General features: G+C 61.8%; 17 protein-coding genes. 2 read left to right on the top strand and 15 right to left on the bottom strand.

Features of this window, described 5'->3' with window-relative positions:
* The 13 genes from hscA to queA form a co-directional block, all read right to left on the bottom strand.
* Positions 1-1,845: a Fe-S protein assembly chaperone HscA gene (gene hscA / locus GU3_RS06820; protein ID WP_014291790.1), complete on the bottom strand. Its 1,845-nt coding sequence runs from the start codon at positions 1,843-1,845 to the stop codon at positions 1-3.
* A gap of 5 nt (positions 1,846-1,850) precedes the next feature.
* Positions 1,851-2,369 (bottom strand): co-chaperone HscB, encoded by a 519-nt coding sequence (gene hscB, locus GU3_RS06815; protein ID WP_014291789.1) that lies wholly within the window; start codon positions 2,367-2,369, stop codon positions 1,851-1,853.
* A gap of 10 nt (positions 2,370-2,379) precedes the next feature.
* Positions 2,380-2,703, bottom strand: coding sequence for an iron-sulfur cluster assembly protein IscA (gene iscA / locus GU3_RS06810; protein WP_014291788.1), 324 nt, complete (start codon positions 2,701-2,703; stop codon positions 2,380-2,382).
* A gap of 12 nt (positions 2,704-2,715) precedes the next feature.
* A complete protein-coding gene (gene iscU, locus GU3_RS06805; protein ID WP_014291787.1) occupies positions 2,716-3,102 on the bottom strand; it encodes a Fe-S cluster assembly scaffold IscU in 387 nt (128 codons plus the stop codon).
* Between the two features lie 29 nt (positions 3,103-3,131).
* Positions 3,132-4,346, bottom strand: coding sequence for an IscS subfamily cysteine desulfurase (locus GU3_RS06800; protein ID WP_014291786.1), 1,215 nt, complete (start codon positions 4,344-4,346; stop codon positions 3,132-3,134).
* Between the two features lie 51 nt (positions 4,347-4,397).
* Positions 4,398-4,895, bottom strand: coding sequence for a Fe-S cluster assembly transcriptional regulator IscR (gene iscR, locus GU3_RS06795; RefSeq protein ID WP_014291785.1), 498 nt, complete (start codon positions 4,893-4,895; stop codon positions 4,398-4,400).
* A gap of 83 nt (positions 4,896-4,978) precedes the next feature.
* The gene (gene trmJ / locus GU3_RS06790; RefSeq protein ID WP_014291784.1) at positions 4,979-5,707 is read right to left on the bottom strand and encodes a tRNA (cytosine(32)/uridine(32)-2'-O)-methyltransferase TrmJ; all 729 of its coding nucleotides are present in this window, start codon (positions 5,705-5,707) and stop codon (positions 4,979-4,981) included.
* A gap of 169 nt (positions 5,708-5,876) precedes the next feature.
* Positions 5,877-6,752: a lipoprotein NlpI gene (gene nlpI, locus GU3_RS06785; protein ID WP_148265862.1), complete on the bottom strand. Its 876-nt coding sequence runs from the start codon at positions 6,750-6,752 to the stop codon at positions 5,877-5,879.
* A 248-nt stretch (positions 6,753-7,000) separates the two neighbouring features.
* The gene (gene secF, locus GU3_RS06780; protein WP_014291782.1) at positions 7,001-7,945 is read right to left on the bottom strand and encodes a protein translocase subunit SecF; all 945 of its coding nucleotides are present in this window, start codon (positions 7,943-7,945) and stop codon (positions 7,001-7,003) included.
* Positions 7,946-7,957: 12 nt separating this feature from the next.
* Positions 7,958-9,811, bottom strand: coding sequence for a protein translocase subunit SecD (gene secD, locus GU3_RS06775; RefSeq protein WP_014291781.1), 1,854 nt, complete (start codon positions 9,809-9,811; stop codon positions 7,958-7,960).
* Between the two features lie 24 nt (positions 9,812-9,835).
* On the bottom strand, positions 9,836-10,165 hold the full coding sequence (gene yajC / locus GU3_RS06770) for a preprotein translocase subunit YajC (RefSeq protein WP_014291780.1): 330 nt from the start codon (positions 10,163-10,165) through the stop codon (positions 9,836-9,838).
* 32 nt (positions 10,166-10,197) lie between these two features.
* A complete protein-coding gene (gene tgt, locus GU3_RS06765; protein WP_014291779.1) occupies positions 10,198-11,340 on the bottom strand; it encodes a tRNA guanosine(34) transglycosylase Tgt in 1,143 nt (380 codons plus the stop codon).
* A 170-nt stretch (positions 11,341-11,510) separates the two neighbouring features.
* Positions 11,511-12,572 carry a tRNA preQ1(34) S-adenosylmethionine ribosyltransferase-isomerase QueA gene (gene queA, locus GU3_RS06760; protein WP_014291778.1) on the bottom strand — a complete coding sequence of 354 codons (1,062 nt, stop codon included), beginning with the start codon at positions 12,570-12,572 and terminating at the stop codon, positions 11,511-11,513.
* A gap of 184 nt (positions 12,573-12,756) precedes the next feature.
* Between queA and GU3_RS06755 the strand changes: the two genes are divergently transcribed.
* Positions 12,757-13,269 (top strand): CBS domain-containing protein, encoded by a 513-nt coding sequence (locus GU3_RS06755; RefSeq protein WP_014291777.1) that lies wholly within the window; start codon positions 12,757-12,759, stop codon positions 13,267-13,269.
* Complete coding sequence (locus tag GU3_RS06750) at positions 13,270-13,857, top strand: ACP phosphodiesterase (protein ID WP_014291776.1); 588 nt, start codon at positions 13,270-13,272, stop codon at positions 13,855-13,857.
* On the opposite strand, the gene GU3_RS06745 is transcribed toward GU3_RS06750, so the two are convergent.
* Positions 13,821-15,644, bottom strand: a complete 1,824-nt coding sequence (locus GU3_RS06745) for a protein kinase (RefSeq protein WP_014291775.1) — start codon at positions 15,642-15,644, stop codon at positions 13,821-13,823. The two genes, GU3_RS06750 and GU3_RS06745, sit on opposite strands and share 37 nt — an antisense overlap.
* An 11-nt stretch (positions 15,645-15,655) precedes the next feature.
* Complete coding sequence (locus GU3_RS06740) at positions 15,656-16,885, bottom strand: 2-oxo acid dehydrogenase subunit E2 (RefSeq protein ID WP_014291774.1); 1,230 nt, start codon at positions 16,883-16,885, stop codon at positions 15,656-15,658.
* Position 16,886: the final 1 nt, after the last annotated feature.

Raw genomic sequence — 16,886 nt, 5'->3', positions numbered from 1 at the left:
TTACACCTTGTCCACTCGTTGGCCGGCCAGCGCCTTGCGAATGGAGGCGTCCATTCGGCGGGCGGCAAAGTCGGCGGTTTGTTTGTCGGTCAGTTCAATGGCGCGCTTGATGGCGTCCGGGTCTTCTTCCTGAGCCACCTGTTGCAGCGCGTCCAGCGAGGCCAGTATGTCGGCCCGTTCCTGTTCGCTGAGCAGTGCGTCGCCATCGGCATGCAGGGCACTGATGATGTTCTCCACCACTCGGGCGGCTTCCACCCGCTGCTCGGCCAGCATGCGCGCGGCGATGTCTTCCTGGGCATGCTCGAAGGAGGCCTTGAGCATGGTGGAGATGTCTTCTTCCTTCAGGCCGTAGGACGGCTTTACCTCAATGCTGGCGTGCACGCCGGAAGATTTCTCCATGGCACTCACCGACAGCAGGCCGTCGGCATCCACCTGAAAGGTCACGCGAATATGGGCGGCCCCGGCGGCCATGGGCGGAATGCCGGTCAGCACAAACCGGGCCAGGGAGCGGCAGTCGGCCACCAGCTCGCGCTCGCCCTGCACCACGTGAATGGCCATGGCGGTCTGGCCGTCCTTGAAGGTGGTGAATTCCTGGGCCCGGGCCACGGGAATGGTGGTGTTGCGGGGGATCACCTTTTCCACCAGACCCCCCATGGTTTCCAGCCCCAGCGACAGGGGGATAACGTCCAGCAGCAGCATGTCGCTGTCGGGCTTGTTGCCGATAAGAATGTCGGCCTGAATGCTGGCACCGATGGCCACCACCTTGTCGGGATCAATGCTGGTGAGCGGTTCACGGGCAAAGAACTCGCCGACCCGCGAGCGCACCAGCGGCACCCGGGTGGAGCCGCCGACCATCACCACCTGCTGCACCTCGTCCTGACTCACACCGGCGTCCTTTAGAGCGCGGCGACAGGCCATCAGGGTTTTGTTGACCCAGGGTTGAATAAGCCCATCGAACTGCTCACGGGTCAGCTCACCCTGCCAGCCTTCCCAGCTGACCGTGACACTGTCGCTGTCGGTCAGTGCGATTTTGGCGGCGGTGGCCGCATCCAGCAGGTTGCGCTGCTGGGCCGGGGTCAACTCTACGATGCCGGCCCGGGACTGAATCCAGTCGGCTAGGGCATGATCGAAATCGTCGCCACCGAGGGACGAATCGCCGCCGGTGGCCAGCACTTCAAACACCCCTTTGTGCAGGCGCAGAATGGAGATATCAAAGGTACCGCCACCCAGATCATAAACGGCGATCACCCCTTCCTGGCCCGAGTCCAGACCGTAGGCGATGGCCGCCGCCGTCGGCTCGTTGAGCAGACGCAGCACGTTCAGGCCGGCCAGTTGGGCCGCGTCTTTGGTGCCCTGGCGCTGGGCGTCATCAAAATAGGCAGGCACGGTGATCACCGCCCCTTCCAGGGGATTACCCAGGGCGGCTTCGGCCCGCGCACTCAGGGTTTTAAGAATTTCGGCGGACACCTGCACCGGGTTCACCACCCCCTGAGGGGTGTTCAGTTCGATAATGCCCGCGTCGGTATCGCGAAAGTCGTAGGGCAGCCGGTTCACGGGCACGTCGGCCAGGGCCTTGCCCAGCAGCCGCTTGACCGAGACGATGGTGTTTTGGGGATCAAATTCGGCTTCGTGCTTGGCATCAAAGCCGACCCGCAGGCCGTCGGCGGTATAGTGCACCACGGACGGCAGCAGCTCCCGGCCCCGCTCATCGGGCAGGGTGTCGGCCAGGCCACTGCGCACCACGGCCACCAGGGAATTGGTGGTGCCGAGATCAATGCCAACGGCCCACTTGTGCTCGTGCGGAGCCGCGCTCTGGCCCGGCTCGGAAATTTGTAACAATGCCATGAGATTCAGAATTCCTGCTGGGCGTCTTCCACCCGCTCAAGTTCGGTGTGCAGCTTGGCCATGAATTTGAGTTTGCGCACCGTGTCGGCGGCCTCACTCCAACGGCCGGCGTCGAGCTGGTGTTCCAGCTCGCCGTAGTAATCGCCCGAAGCCTGTTTCAGCTCCCGCTCAAAGGCCATGATGGCGGCAAACACATCGGCGGCGGCGGGAATCTCTTCCAGCTGCTCACGCCACTCCATTTGCTGCATCAGGAACGAGGGATCCTTGAGGGTTTGCTGCTCGCCGCGAATATCCACGCCCTGCAGTGACAGCAGATATTCGGCCCGGCCGAGGGGATCCTTGAGGGTGGAAAAAGCGTCGTTGATGCGGGCGGCCTGTTGTACCGCCTGCAAACGCTCCCGCTCGGGGCGGGAGGCGAACTTATCGGGATGGAACTGCATTTGCAGCCGGCGGTAAGCCTCGGACAGGGCTTGACCGTCGAGTTGAAACCGGACGGGCAGGTCAAACAGCTCAAAGTAGTTCATGCCGCTATCCTTAAACGTTAAAGCTTTCGCCGCAACCGCACTCCCCGGTGATATTGGGGTTGTTGAACTTGAAGCCTTCGTTCAGCCCTTCCTTGACGAAATCCAGCTCGGTGCCATCCAGGTAAACCAGGCTCTTGCTGTCGACGATCACCTTGACCTCGCCATGCTCGAACACCTGGTCGCCCTCGGACAGCTCATCCACGAACTCCAGCACATAGGCCAGGCCGGAGCAGCCGGAGGTTTTCACTCCCAGCCGCAGGCCTAAGCCCCTGCCCCGATTGTTCAGAAAGGTCTGCACCCGCTGGGCGGCCGCGTCGGTAATGGTGATCGCCATGATGTCTCCGTCTTACGCCAGGTTCTTTTTCTGCTTGTAATCGTCGATGGCCGCCTTGATGGCATCCTCCGCCAGAATGGAGCAGTGGATTTTCACCGGCGGCAGGGCCAGCTCTTCGGCAATGTCGGTGTTTTTGATACTGGCGGCCTCGTCCAGGCTCTTGCCTTTCACCCACTCGGTGATCAGCGAGCTGGAGGCGATGGCCGAGCCGCAACCGTAGGTCTTGAACTTGGCATCCTCGATGATGCCGTCTTCGCTGATCTTCAATTGCAGCTTCATCACGTCGCCACAGGCTGGAGCGCCCACCATGCCGGTGGCCACATTGGGGTCATTCTTGTCGAAACCGCCGACGTTGCGGGGGTTTTCGTAGTGATCGATTACTTTTTCGCTGTATGCCATGATTCAATTCCTCTGCAGTCCGTCACACCTTAATGGTGTACCCACTCAACTTTTTCCAGGTCCACGCCATCCTTGAACATCTCCCACAGCGGAGACATTTCCCGCAGGCGGCCGATGGCCTCGTTCACCAGACGCACGGCGTAGTCAATTTCTTCCTCGGTGGTAAAGCGGCCGATGCTGAAGCGAATGGAGCTGTGCGCCAGTTCGTCGTTCAGGCCCAGGGCGCGCAGCACGTAGGAAGGCTCCAGGCTGGCGGAGGTACAGGCCGAGCCGGAGGACACCGCCAGATCTTTCAGCGCCATCATCAGGGACTCGCCTTCCACGTAGGCGAAGCTGATATTGAGAATGCCGGGTACCCGCTGCTCGAGATCGCCGTTGACATAGACTTCTTCGATGTCCTTGACGCCCTCAAAGAGGCGGTCGCGCAGGACGCGAATGCGCTCGCCCTCGGCCTGCATTTCTTCCTTGGCGATGCGGAACGCCTCGCCCATGCCCACGATCTGGTGGGTGGCCAGGGTACCGGAGCGCATGCCACGCTCATGGCCGCCGCCGTGCATCTGGGCTTCCAGCCGCACTCGCGGCTTGCGGCACACATAGAGAGCGCCGATGCCCTTGGGGCCGTAAATCTTGTGGGCCGACAGCGACAGCAGGTCGATGTTCATGTCCTTGACGTCCACCGGGATCTTGCCGGCACTCTGGGCGGCATCCACGTGGAACATGATTTTGCGGCTGCGGCACAGCTCGCCGATGGCCTTGACGTCCTGGATCACACCGGTTTCGTTGTTGACGTGCATGATGCTCACCAGCACTGTGTCGTCACGCAGGGCGCCTTCAATCTGCTCCAGGGTGAACAGGCCGTTGGACTGGGGCTCGAGGTAGGTGACTTCAAAGCCTTCCCGCTCCAGCTGACGGCAGGGATCCAGCACCGCCTTGTGTTCGGTTTTGGCGGTGACGATATGCTTGCCCTTCTTGCCATAGAAGTGGGCAATGCCCTTGATGGCCAGGTTGTCGGACTCGGTGGCACCGGAGGTGAACACGATTTCCCGCGGGTCAGCGTTAATCAGGTCGGCAATCTGGTTCCGGGCGATATCGACCGCCTCTTCCGCCTGCCAGCCAAAACGGTGGGAGCGGGAAGCCGGGTTACCGAAAAAGCCATCCGGGGTCAGGTATTGCATCATTTTTTCGGCGACGCGAGGGTCTACCGGGCAGGTAGCCGCATAGTCGAGATAAATGGGCAGTTTCATCATATTCTCCGTTCCAACGCTGCCCTGTACGGCAGTCTTGTCATCGACATTTTAAAGTTGAACTTTAACGCTCACAGACCGAGCCTGTTTCTCTTCCAGGTTCAGCATGCTCAGATGTTGGTCTTGCTGTCCGGATATGCGTCGGACTTCATTCTGGCTGACCAGCTCGGCCAGGCTAATGGCATCGAGAAAGTTACTGATCCGCTCGCTCAGGGCACACCACAGGGAGTGGGTCAGGCACTGGTTGCCGCTATGGCAGTCGCCCTTGCCCTGGCACTTGGTCGCGTCCACCGATTCGTCGACGGCGGCGATCACCGCGCCCACCGAGATGCTCTTGGCGTCCTGTCCCAGCAGGTAGCCGCCACCCGGGCCGCGCACACTGCTCACCAGCCCCTGCTTGCGCAGACGGGAGAACAGCTGTTCAAGATAGGACAGGGAAATGCCCTGCCGCTCCGAGATGTCGGCCAGGGATACCGGCCCCTCGTTGGCATGCAGTGCCACGTCCAGCATGGCGGTCACCGCATAGCGACCTTTCGATGTCAGTCTCATGTCATCAAACCGTTTTCGAACATGGCGTCAGAGTGTCATACCCGAGTGTTTCAGTCAAGTATTTACCCCAGTAATCCAGTCGGTTATTCCGTGGTTTTTTGCGCGATGCGACGCTGCACCGAGGTGAGGATGCCACGCAGTATGTTGAGCTCGTGATCTTCGGGCCGGGCCCGGTTGAACAGCCGGCGCAGCTTGGTCATTACCTGGCCCGGGTGCGGCTTGATGATAAAGCCGGTGTCCAGCAAGGTCTGTTCCAGGTGCTCGTAAAACCGTTCCAGATCCGACGCCAGCGGGTAACTTTCTGTCACTGCCTCATCCTGAGCACCGGCCAGCCAGGCCATGCGCACTTCGTAGCTCAGGGTCTGTACTGCCATCGCCAGATTGAGGGAGCTGTATTCCGGGTTGGCGGGAATGGCCACATGATAATGACACTGCTGCAGCTCTTCATTGGTCAGACCGGTACGCTCCCGGCCGAACACCAGCGCCACCTTGTGCCGGGGCGCTTCTGCCATCGCCTTTTCTCCCGCTTCCCGGGCATTGAGCATGGGCCAGGACCAGGTACGCGAGCGGGCGCTGGTGCCGATTACCAGGCCACAATCGGCCACCGCGTCGGCCAGGGTGGGCACGGTGCGGGCGTTGGCGAGAATATCGCTGGCCCCGGCCGCCAGGGCGACCGACTGGCCGTCGGGCGGGCTGACCGGATCCACCAGGCAGAGATCGCTCAGCCCCATGGTTTTCATGGCCCGGGCGGCAGAGCCGATGTTACCGGTATGGGAGGTATTCACCAGCACGATGCGTACTTGCTCAAGCATGTTGACTTTGTTTCCGTTGCGCTCAAGGCGCAGGATTCTAGCACAGTCATGCTGGTAAATCAGATGTTATGATGCCGAGTTCGCGACGGGGCGCACGGTCGCGAGGAAGCGAGTGCGTAAAGAAAATCACACCGGCGTGGCCGCAGACCACGCCGGTGACAAGGACGGCTCAGCGCTTGAGGCGCGCCTGCTGGCCGATCAGATCCAACTCCAGCAGGGCGTAACGGTGTTCGACGAAGTCATAGATATTGGTGGCCAGCGCCAGCTTGAGGTAGACCTCGGCCTGCTCCGGCTCGCCGTTGTGCTGCGCCCGCTTGGCCAGATAGAAGTAGGCCTCGCACAGCATTTCCGCCAGCTCCTGATTGTCCTGGCTGCGTTCGGATATGCGGTTGAGCAGCGCTTCGGGCGTCAGCATGCCAAGGTAGACATCGACGATATCCCAGGCCCATTCCTCGGTGCCGTATTGCGCACGGTGCTCGGCCAGACGCGCCAGCGCCATATCGGCATCGACCCGCTCCAGCGCCAGGTACCACCACAACAGACGATAAGGGTCGTCTGGCTCCTTATCGAGAAACACCTTGAGGTCCCGCGCCGCCAGCTCGGGCCGTCCGCCATAATAAAGCGCTATGCCCCGGTTCAGGTTGGCATAGACATAGTCGGGAGCCAGCTCCAGTGCCGAGTCAAAGGCCTCGTAGGCTTCGTCGAACTCCTGGTTCTGGGTCAGGTAGACACCATTGAGGTTATAGGCGTCGGCAAAATCCGGCTGCTCGCGCAGGGCGCGGTTGAAGTCGAGCCGGGCCATGGCCCGCAGGCCAACCCGATCAAACACCACACCGCGCTGAAAAAACAGCTCGGCCCGCTGTTCCGGGGTCAGGCCGGGGGCATTGAGCATCTGGCCCAGGCGGGCAATGCCCAGTTCACTTTGGTAGGACACCTGCATCGGCACCGGTAACACCAGGGTGGGGGTGACTACCTTGGGCGCACTGCAACCGGTCAGCATCATGGCCAACAGGGCCAGCGGACCGAGCAAAAGTCTGTGTTTCAAGAAGGCTCCGAACTTGTCTTGTTCTATGACCCCATGTTATGCAGCTGCACGACGTTTGTCATGCTGCAAATGCAATCAATCACCAGAAAGGGGCCCAAGGGTCGGTTTACCGAGGTTTTGCCCGGGCAGCACGTTCGGCAACGCCATGGCAGAGGGGCTGCGATCAGCGAAAACGGCGGCGTGGCCGTCAATGGATATCGCACACAAAAAAGGAGCCTGCAGGCTCCTTTTTTGTGTGCATGGGCGGATTACATCAGGGATTCCTGATCCGCGCCTTCTTTTTCCACCTGCGGCGGCAGCATGTGCTCCCGTTTGACCCCGAGCAGCATGGCCCAGGCGCTGGCGATATAGATGGAGGAATAGGTACCAAAGCCAATGCCCAGCAGCAGCGCCGTGGCAAAACCGTGGATCAGGGCACCGCCCTTCATGAAGAGCGCCACCACCACCACCAGGGTGGTGGCCGAGGTGATCAGGGTCCGGCTCAGGGTGTCGGTAATGGCCTCGTCAAATACCCGGGCCGTGGTGGCCTCGCGTACTCGGCGAAAGTTTTCCCGTACCCGGTCAAACACCACTATGGTGTCGTTCAGGGAGTAACCCACCACGGTGAGCAGTGCCGCCACTATGGTGAGATCCACCTCGATTTGCAGCCAGGAAAACACCCCCAGGGTGATGATCACGTCGTGGGCCAGGGACAGCACGGCGCCGGAGGCCAGCCGCCACTCAAAACGCATGCCTACGTACAGCAGAATGCACAGCAGCGCCACCAGAATGGCCAGGCCCCCCTGCTCCGCCAGCTCCTTGCCAATGGCCGGGCCGACAAACTCCAGCCGCTTCATCTCGGCATTCGCCGACAGCTGCTGCATGGCGGCAATTACTGCCTCGCCCTGCTGCTGCACGTTAGCGCCCTCCTGGGGCGGCATGCGAATGAGCAGGTCACGGCTGGTGCCAAAGTGCTGCACCGTGGCGCCCGCCAGGCCGGACTGATCCAGCCGGGCACGCACCGCGTCCAGCTCCACCGCCTGCTCAAAGGCCACTTCCACTACGGTGCCACCGGTAAAGTCCAGCCCCCAGTTCAGCCCCCGGGTGGCCAGGCTGAAAAAGCACAGGGCAATCAGCACCAGAGACAGCACAGTGGCGCCCTTTGAAAAACGCATAAAGGGCAGCGGCTCTTTGGTCTTGAGGATCTCAAACATCGCTCACACTCCTCATATCGACAGCTTCTTGAGACGTTTGCCGCCCCAGAGCAGGTTGACCAGGGCCCGGGTACCGACAATGGCGGTAAACATGGAAGCCAGAATGCCGATCATCAGGGTCACGGCAAAGCCCTTGATGGGGCCGGTGCCGACCGCAAACAGAATGATGGCGGTGATAAAGGTGGTGATGTTGGCATCGGTAATGGTGGCAAAGGCCTTTTCATAGCCCATGTGAATGGCCTGCTGCACACTGCGCCCGTCCCGCAACTCCTCGCGGATACGCTCGAAGATCAGCACATTGGCATCCACCGACATGCCGATGGTGAGCACGATGCCGGCAATGCCCGGCAGGGTCATGGTCGCCCCCGGCACCATGGACATGACCCCAATAATGATCACCAGATTGGCCAGCAGCGCCAGATTGGCCACCAGGCCGAACTTGCGGTAATAAATGGCCATAAACAGCACCACCGCCAGCAGGCCATAGATCATGGCCATCAGGCCGTTTTCCACGTTCTGTTGCCCCAGGCTCGGGCCTATGGTGCGCTCCTCCACAATCTGAATGGGCGCAATCAGGGCACCGGCGCGCAGCAGCAGGGCCAGGTTCTGGGCCTCGGCCATGGAGTCGATGCCGGTGATGCGGAAACTGCGGCCCAGCCGGGACTGAATGGTGGCCACGTTGATGACTTCCTGCTCCTTGCGCAGACTCGGCTTGCCATCGACACCGGGCTCGGTGGCGGGCTTGTACTCGGTAAATACCGTGGCCATGGCCCGGCCCACGTTGTCCTTGGTGAAGTCGGCCATGCGGCTGCCACCGGGGGCATCCAGGCTGATGTTCACCTGGGGCCGGCTGAACTCGTCCATGCCGGAGTTGGCATCGACGATGTGTTCACCGGTAAGGATGACCCGCTGCTGCAGCACCACCGCCCGGCCGTTACGATCGGTAAACAGCTCGCTGCCCGGCGGCACTCTGCCCGCCGCCGCGGCGGCGGCATCGGCGCGCTCGTCCACCAGGCGGAATTCCAGGGTGGCGGTGGCGCCGAGGATTTCCTTGGCCCGGGCGGTATCCTGAATACCCGGCAACTGCACCACAATGCGGTCGGCGCCCTGGCGCTGTACCAGCGGCTCGGCCACGCCCAGCTCGTTGACCCGGTTGCGAATAATGGTGATGTTCTGCTGCAGGGCGTATTCCTTCACTTCCTTCAGCCGCTGCTCGCTCATCACCGCCAACAGGCCAAAGCTGTCGCCGTTATCCTGAGTGGTAAACACCAGCTCGGGATAGCGCTGGCGCAAATGGCTGATGGCCTTGTCGCGGGTATCGGCGTCACGGAATACCACCTGAGTACCGCCGTCCCGGCTCAGCACGCCGGAGTAGCGCAGCCGCTCCTGGCGCAGCTCGGTGCGAAAGTCCTGTACCGTCTGCTCCTGCACGCGGTTCAAGGCCTCGTCCATGTCCACTTCCATCAGGAAGTGCACGCCGCCGCGCAAATCCAGACCCAGCTTAAGCGGGCCGGCACCGATGGCTTCCAGCCAGGCGGGGGTGGACGGGGCCAGGTTGAGGGCGGTGATGTAATCGTCACCCAGCACCTCGGCAACCAGATCCTTGCCCCTGAGCTGGTCGTCGGTATTGCTAAAACGAATAAGAAGCTGGTCGTTTTCCAGGGCGGCGCTCTTTACCTCAATGCCGGCCTGGCTGAGGCTCTGCTGGGCCTTGACCAGAATGTCGGAAGAAACCTGGGTACCGCGGCTGCCGGACACCTGAAGCGCCGGATCTTCACCAAACAGGTTGGGTGCTGCATAAAGAAAACTGATGGTGATCACCAGGATCACCATCAAGTATTTCCACAGCGGATATCGATTCAACACGCTGTGCTCCTCGACAGGAAAGAATTAGAGGGACTGGATAGAGCCCTTGGGCAGGACGGCAGTGATGAAGTCCTTCTTGATGGTCACCTGATTTTGCTCGCTCAGGCTCAGTACCACGTAGTCGTTTTCGGCGGAGATCTTGGCAATCTTGCCCACCAGGCCGCCGTTGGTCAGCACCTCGTCACCCTTGCTCAGGGAAGACATCAGGTTCTTGTGCTCTTTTACCCGCTTGGACTGGGGACGGAAGATCATGAAATAGAAGATCAGGCCGAACACCACCAGCATGATGATCATTTCCATACCGCCACCGGCGGCGCCGCCACCCTGGGCGTAGGCACTCGAGATAATATCCATTCTTGCAGTTTCCTCGTTATGGTTGAAAGCCGTTATTCACTTGTCGGTTCTGGCTGTCCCAGCGGCGGCACGGGTTTGCCCTGCCGACGATAGAACTCTGCCACAAAGTCATCTAATTTACCCTGCTCAATGGCGCTGCGTAAACCTTCCATCACCCGCTGGTAATAACGCAGGTTGTGAATGGTGTTTAAACGCGCACCCAAAATCTCGTTGCACTTGTCGAGATGATACAGATAGGCGCGGGAATAATTTTTACAGGTGTAGCAGTCGCAATCGGCATCCAGCGGGCCGGTGTCGGTCTTGTGTTTGGCGTTGCGAATTTTCACCACGCCGTCGGTGGTGAACAGATGGCCATTACGGGCATTGCGGGTGGGCATCACGCAGTCGAACATGTCGATACCCCGGCGCACCCCTTCCACCAGATCTTCCGGCTTGCCCACCCCCATCAGGTAGCGGGGCTTGTCTTCGGGAATTTTCGGGCAGGTGTGCTCCAGCACCTTGTGCATCTCGTGCTTGGGCTCCCCCACTGCCAAACCGCCCACGGCGTAGCCGTCAAAGCCGATCTCCAGCAGCCCTTCCAGGGACTGGTCCCGCAGATCTTCGTACACCGAGCCCTGAATAATGCCGAACAGGGCGTTCTTGTTGCCCTGCTTGTCGAAATGATCCCGGGACCGTTTGGCCCAGCGCAGGGACATTTCCATGGACTTCTTGGCTTCTTCCCAGGTGGCCGGGTACGGGGTGCACTCGTCCATGATCATCACGATGTCGGAGCCCAGATCGTACTGAATTTCCATGGACACTTCGGGAGAGAGGAAAATCTTGTCGCCGTTCACCGGGTTGCGGAAATGCACGCCTTCTTCGGTGATCTTGCGAATATCGCCCAGGCTGAACACCTGAAAACCGCCGGAGTCGGTCAGGATGGGCCCCTGCCAGTTCATGAAATCGTGCAGATCGCCGTGCAGCTTCATCACCTCCTGGCCCGGACGGATCCACAGGTGAAAGGTGTTGCCCAGCAGAATATGGGCGCCGGTAGCGGCCACTTCTTCCGGGGTCATGCCCTTGACGGTGCCGTAGGTGCCCACCGGCATAAAGGCCGGGGTTTCCACCACGCCCCGGTCAAAGACAAGCCGGCCGCGGCGGGCGCGACCGTCGGTGGTATCCAGTTCAAATTTCATTGTTACCTCACTGGCCGGAGAAACAGTCCGACCTTTAATATCGGGGATTAGGGAATTGGGAGCAGGGACTGGTTATGGGCGCCTGCAGGCCCGAATTTATTCGGGCAATGCCGTCGGCGACTGCCATTTCGCCCCACTAAAGTGGGGTCTACAGACAGCTTGACCAGTCCCTATTCCCCAGTCCCGAGTCCCTGCTGTCGAGTAATAAACATGGCGTCGCCGTAACTGAAGAAACGGTAACGCTCGGCCACCGCCGCCCGGTAGGCTTCCATAATGTGCTCCCGGCCAGCAAAGGCGCTGACCAGCATGATCAGGGTCGACTCCGGCAGGTGAAAATTGGTCACCATGGCGTCCACCAGCTGAAAGCGGTAACCGGGATAGATAAAGATGTCGGTGTCGCCGTAAAAAGGCGCCAACGGCTCGCCGTTGGCGAGACTGGCCTGGGCCGCACTCTCCAGGGAACGCACCGAGGTGGTGCCCACCGCAATCACCCGGCCGCCTTGAGCCCGGGTCGCCTCGATTTGCGCCACCACCTCGGCCGGCACTTCGATGTATTCGGCGTGCATTTTGTGCTCGAGCACGTTGTCGACCCGCACCGGCTGAAAGGTGCCCGCCCCCACGTGCAGGGTGATAAAGGCCAGCTCGGCGCCTTTTTCCTTTAGCCGTGCCAGCAAGGGCTCGTCGAAATGCAGGCCGGCGGTGGGCGCGGCCACGGCACCGGGTTTTTCGTTATAGACGGTCTGGTAGCGTTCCTTGTCGGCGTCGGTGTCGGGCCGGTCGATATAGGGCGGCAGCGGCATGTGGCCCACGCTTTCCAGGATCTCCAGCACGGTACGTTCATCGTGGAATTCGATTTCAAACAGGGCATCGTGGCGGGCCACCATGGTGGCCTTGACGTCGGGCTCGAGGATCAGCGCCGAGCCGGGCTTGGGCGCCTTGGACGAGCGCACGTGGGCCAGCACCCGCTGGTCGTCCAGCACCCGCTCCACCAGCACTTCCAGCTTGCCGCCGCTGGCCTTGCGGCCAAACAGCCGGGCCGGGATCACCCGGGTGTTGTTGAACACCAGCAGATCGCCGGGGTTGATCAGGTCCAGAATATCGCCAAAACGGCCATGCACCAGCTGCCCGGTATTGCCGTCCAGCTGCAACAGCCGGCTGGCGGTACGTTCAGGCATAGGATGGCGGGCAATGAGTTCATCGGGAAGTTCAAAGGAAAAATCGTGGACCTGCATAACTACCTCTGTATCGGACGAGCGCTAGTCTAGTGAGGCCATTCGGTGGGATCAAGGCAATTCGACGTTGAAACAATGGGCCGGCCACCGGCCGACAGGGGCAATCTTTGCGGTGAGCGTGATCCTGGTCAGGTTACTGGACCAGGGTGTTGGGCTATCTTGATATAAAAAGAGGAGAACCGCTATGCCCGCCACCGTTTCCGAGATCATGTCCTCCCGTGTACTGGGGTTGCCTCCTTCGGCCACCCTGGCAGAGGCCCGCACCCTGATGCAGCGCCACCATATTCGTCACCTGCCGGTAATGGAGCAAGACAAGCTGGTGGGGCTGGTCAGCCAGCGGGATATTCTGGCCGCCCAGGAATCCAGTCTGGAGCAGGGGCGCAACGGCCACTTTCTCGAACAGCACAGCCTGGCTGAAATCATGAAAACCGGCGTGACCACCGTCAGCCCTCATGCGGGTATTCGCGAGGCGGCGCTTTATCTGCAAAAACACAAATACGGCTGCCTGCCGGTGGTGGACAAGGGCAGGCTGGTGGGCATCGTTACCGACAGCGACTTTGTGGCCGTGGCCATTCACCTGCTGGAGGTGCTCGACAACCAGCTGAACGAACAGGACGATGGCTTCGATGCCGGCGAGCTGGACGAGCTGCAGGCCGGACACGATGGCGCTGAATACCGGGACGACTCCCCCAGCTGAATGAACTACCTGGCACACCTCCACCTGGCCGATCTCAGCCACACCAGCCTGGCCGGTGCCCTGCTGGGAGAGTACGCCCGGGGCACCGTGGATGCTTCCCTGCCACCGCGGCTGCAGACCGGCATTATGCTGCACCGACGCATCGACAGTTTTACCGACGCCCACCCGCTGCACCTCGGCCGGGTCCGGGCATTGCCACCGCCCTTTCGCCGCTTTGGCGGCATCATCACCGACATGATGTTTGACCATTTTCTGGCCCGGCACTGGCCGCGTTTTCATTCGCAGCCTCTTGAGCGTTTTGTCGAACAGGCCCACGACAGACTTCAGCCCGACCGGCACTGGCCCGAGGCCATGGTGCAGCTGGTAACCCGCATGGAGCAAAGCGGCTTGCTGCTGCACTACCGGGAGTTCGACGGTATTATCACCGCGCTGGCACGCATCGACCGGCGCTTTCAGCGACCCACTCCCCTGCCCCGCTGCCGGCCGCTGCTGGAACGTCACTACCGCGAATTTGAACAGGCCTTTCTCGGCTTCTATCCCGAGCTGCAGGATTACGTTCTGCGCCAGGCCCGGGGATTGGCGGGATAAAAATAGTCGGGCTGTACCGGCAGGTGAGTAAAGAAACGGGTGTTCTTGCAGGGCAGTTTCATAAAACCGCCCACGCCCTGATCGTCAATGAGTGGAATATGGGCCACGATTTGCGCCAGCAGAGCGGCAAACTCGGCCTCGGCGGCGGCGTCCAGCAGCCGGTAGTAGCTGTGCAGTTTGAGGTGCTCGGGGGTCACTTCAAAAATAATGCAGCCGGTATGGTGAATGTGGTTGAGCCTGGCGATCACCGCCATGATGGCAGCAGGCAACACCAATTGCTCGTCCGGATCCCGGCCGTCTTCGAAATAGGAATGGGGCTGGCGATCGGCGCCGGTATCGGGCCGGTCCGCCAGCCGGTAGGCAATGGCCATGCCCGGCGGGGGCACAAAGGGCTTCCCCGGTCCGCTGCGGCTCAGGTGCAGGGTGTTGCGGGCATTGAACAGGCAGGCCTTGAACACCCCGGTTTTGCTGATGGCCCGGGCCAGCGCCACCACGTTGTTGACCGCCACGCCAAAGGCCGGCAGCAGGCGGTCATCGTAGAGGTTCAGGCTGGAATCGATATCCACCCCGCCCTCGTGCCAGTGCAGCGCCAGCCCGCCCATCACCGGATAACGTCCCAGCCGGCTGACCGCCGCCACAAAGGCCTTTTCGGTTTCGCCCATGCCTTCCAGGTATTGCTTGTAGTACCGCTCCAGCTGGGCATCGGTTACCTGGTGAATGTCTTCCCGTTCGCTGCGCTCGCGCAGAAAGGACTTGCGCGAGGAATACACTACGGTGTCAATCTCCCGTTCGCCGCGGCTGGACCATACCGGCAGCAGCGGGCTGTCATCAAACAGCGGCAGCGCCGGCAGCACCAGCCGCTGCAGCCGGGGCATGGCCTTCAGCCAGTAGTCCCCGGCCCGGCGGCGGCGCTCGGGATCGTCATCGAGCAGGGCATCCAGCAGCCGGGCAAATTCTTTCGGCAACCCCAGGCTGGTGGCGGGAAGGGCCTTGCGGCCAAAGCGGCAGGCCTGGCCCGAGGCCAGGGCATAGAGGGTGCCGGCTACCCCCTGCTCGTCGAAGCGGGGGCTGGAAAGGGCCCCGGCCAGCTGCTCGGGCCCGATAAAATACACATCCCCCATGCGGGCATTGGACTGCTGCAGATCCCCCGACAGCAGCGCCAGCCCGCGGGCGCCGGCCCAGTTGCCCTCGGCATCCAGTTGCGCAAACACCGACGATCCCCAGTCCACCAGGCTGATGCGCCCGCTCGAAGGGTCATAGACAATGTTGGACGGCTTGATATCACCGTGCACCACGGGCGCCGGCTCACCGCCCTGGGTATGGCGGCGCAGGGCCTGCAGTATGTCCGCCAGCTGGGCGGCGATATCGATCACCTCCCGGGCCGACAGCCGGCCCCGGCGCAGGCTGTAATGCTCCAGGTCTTCCCCCGGCGCCCGGCTCATCAGCAAAATGCCCTGGCGGCCGCGCAGGGCGTAGGCGAGATAGGTCGGCACCAGCGGATGCTGCACACAGGAGAGCATGTAAGCCTCGTCTGCCAGTCGCTCCCGCACCGCTTCGGGCAAGTCGATGCGGGAAAACTTGAACGCCACCTGCTCGCCCTGCTCCCCGGTGCCGGCAAAGGTGAAGCCATACACGCCCTTGCCGGCCAGGCTGATATCGCGGTAACCGAGCTTTTCCAGCTCGGCCACGCACAGGGCAATCCAGTCTTTCAGCTTTTGCGCGTCATTGGCGCTCAGCAGATAAACCGACTGCTCTTCGGGAATGTAAAAGTTGCCCAGGGCATCCATGGCCTGCCGCCCTAGTGCAGCCGGGCCAGCATGCGGTCGGGTTGTTCCAGGTAATCCTGCCAGCAGCGGTTGAAGCGCGCCAGGGTAGCGCCGTCGATCACCCGGTGATCCGCCGACCAGCACACCGCCATGATGTGTTGCGCCACCACCCTGTCCCCCTCACCAAATCGGGGCAGCCGCTGCAGCCGCCCCAGGGCGGCAATGGCCAGCTGGGGCGGGGTGACGATGGGGGTAGACACGGTGCCGCCCAGCACACCGATATTGGACAGGGTAATGGTGGCACCGCTGAGCTCGGCCTGAGTCAGCCGGCCGGCCCGGGCCGCCTCGGACAGACGGCTGAGCTCACGGGCCAGGGTCAGCACCGACTTGTCTTCACAATGGTGCAGCACCGGCACCAGCAGGCCGGCCGGCGTATCCACCGCCACCCCTACATGGTGACCGTCTTCATACACCAGGGTATGACCGTCGTCGTCAAGCCGGGCCCCCAGCAGCGGATAGTCCGCCAGCGCCAGGGACAGTGCCTTAATAAAAAACGGCAGCAGGGTGAGCTTGACGCCTTCCCGTTCAAACCCGGGCGCTAGCCGGCGCTTCAGCGTGAGCAGTTCATCGAGGCAAAACTCCTCGCAGTAGGTGAAGCGGGGAATGGCGAGACTGGCGGTCATCGCCCGGGCCATGGCGGCGCGCACCCCGGTCACCGGCTCGCGCCAGGCCGACATCTCTGTTGCCGCCGGGGCATGCTGGTGCTTGAGCCAGGCCTCCACGTCTTCCTTGTAAACCCGCCCCTTGTCGCCGGAGCCGGGCACTTCGGTCAGATCCACATTGTGCTCACGGGCCAGCCGGCGTACCGCCGGGCTGGCCACGGCCCGGTTGCCGGAGGAGGCGGGCGGCTCGGTGTGGGTGGCGGCGGGGGTGGCGGCGGGCGCCGGCTTGGGCTCAGGTTCAGGGGGCAATGAGGTTGGCGTTTCAGGGAGGGCTTCGGCCGGCGCTGCATCCGTCTCTTCGCCCGCCAGCGTCATTTCAAACAGGGGTGCATGCACCCGGGCCATGTCGCCCTTGTTCACATACAGGCGAGTAATGGTGCCGGCGTGCACCGCCGGGATCTGCACCAGGGCCTTGTCGGTCATCACATCGCAGATGGCCTGATCTTCCTCCACCCGGTCGCCCTCGGCCACCAGCCAGTCTACCAGCTCGCATTCCACTATGCCCTCGCCGATATCCGGCAGAAAGAAGTCCTGTTTCATG

Source organism: Oceanimonas sp. GK1, assembly GCF_000243075.1.
Classification (GTDB): Bacteria; Pseudomonadota; Gammaproteobacteria; order Enterobacterales; family Aeromonadaceae; genus Oceanimonas.
The sequence above is the reverse complement of the archived record's forward strand: the minus strand, read 5'-3'. Positions and strand labels throughout refer to the sequence as shown.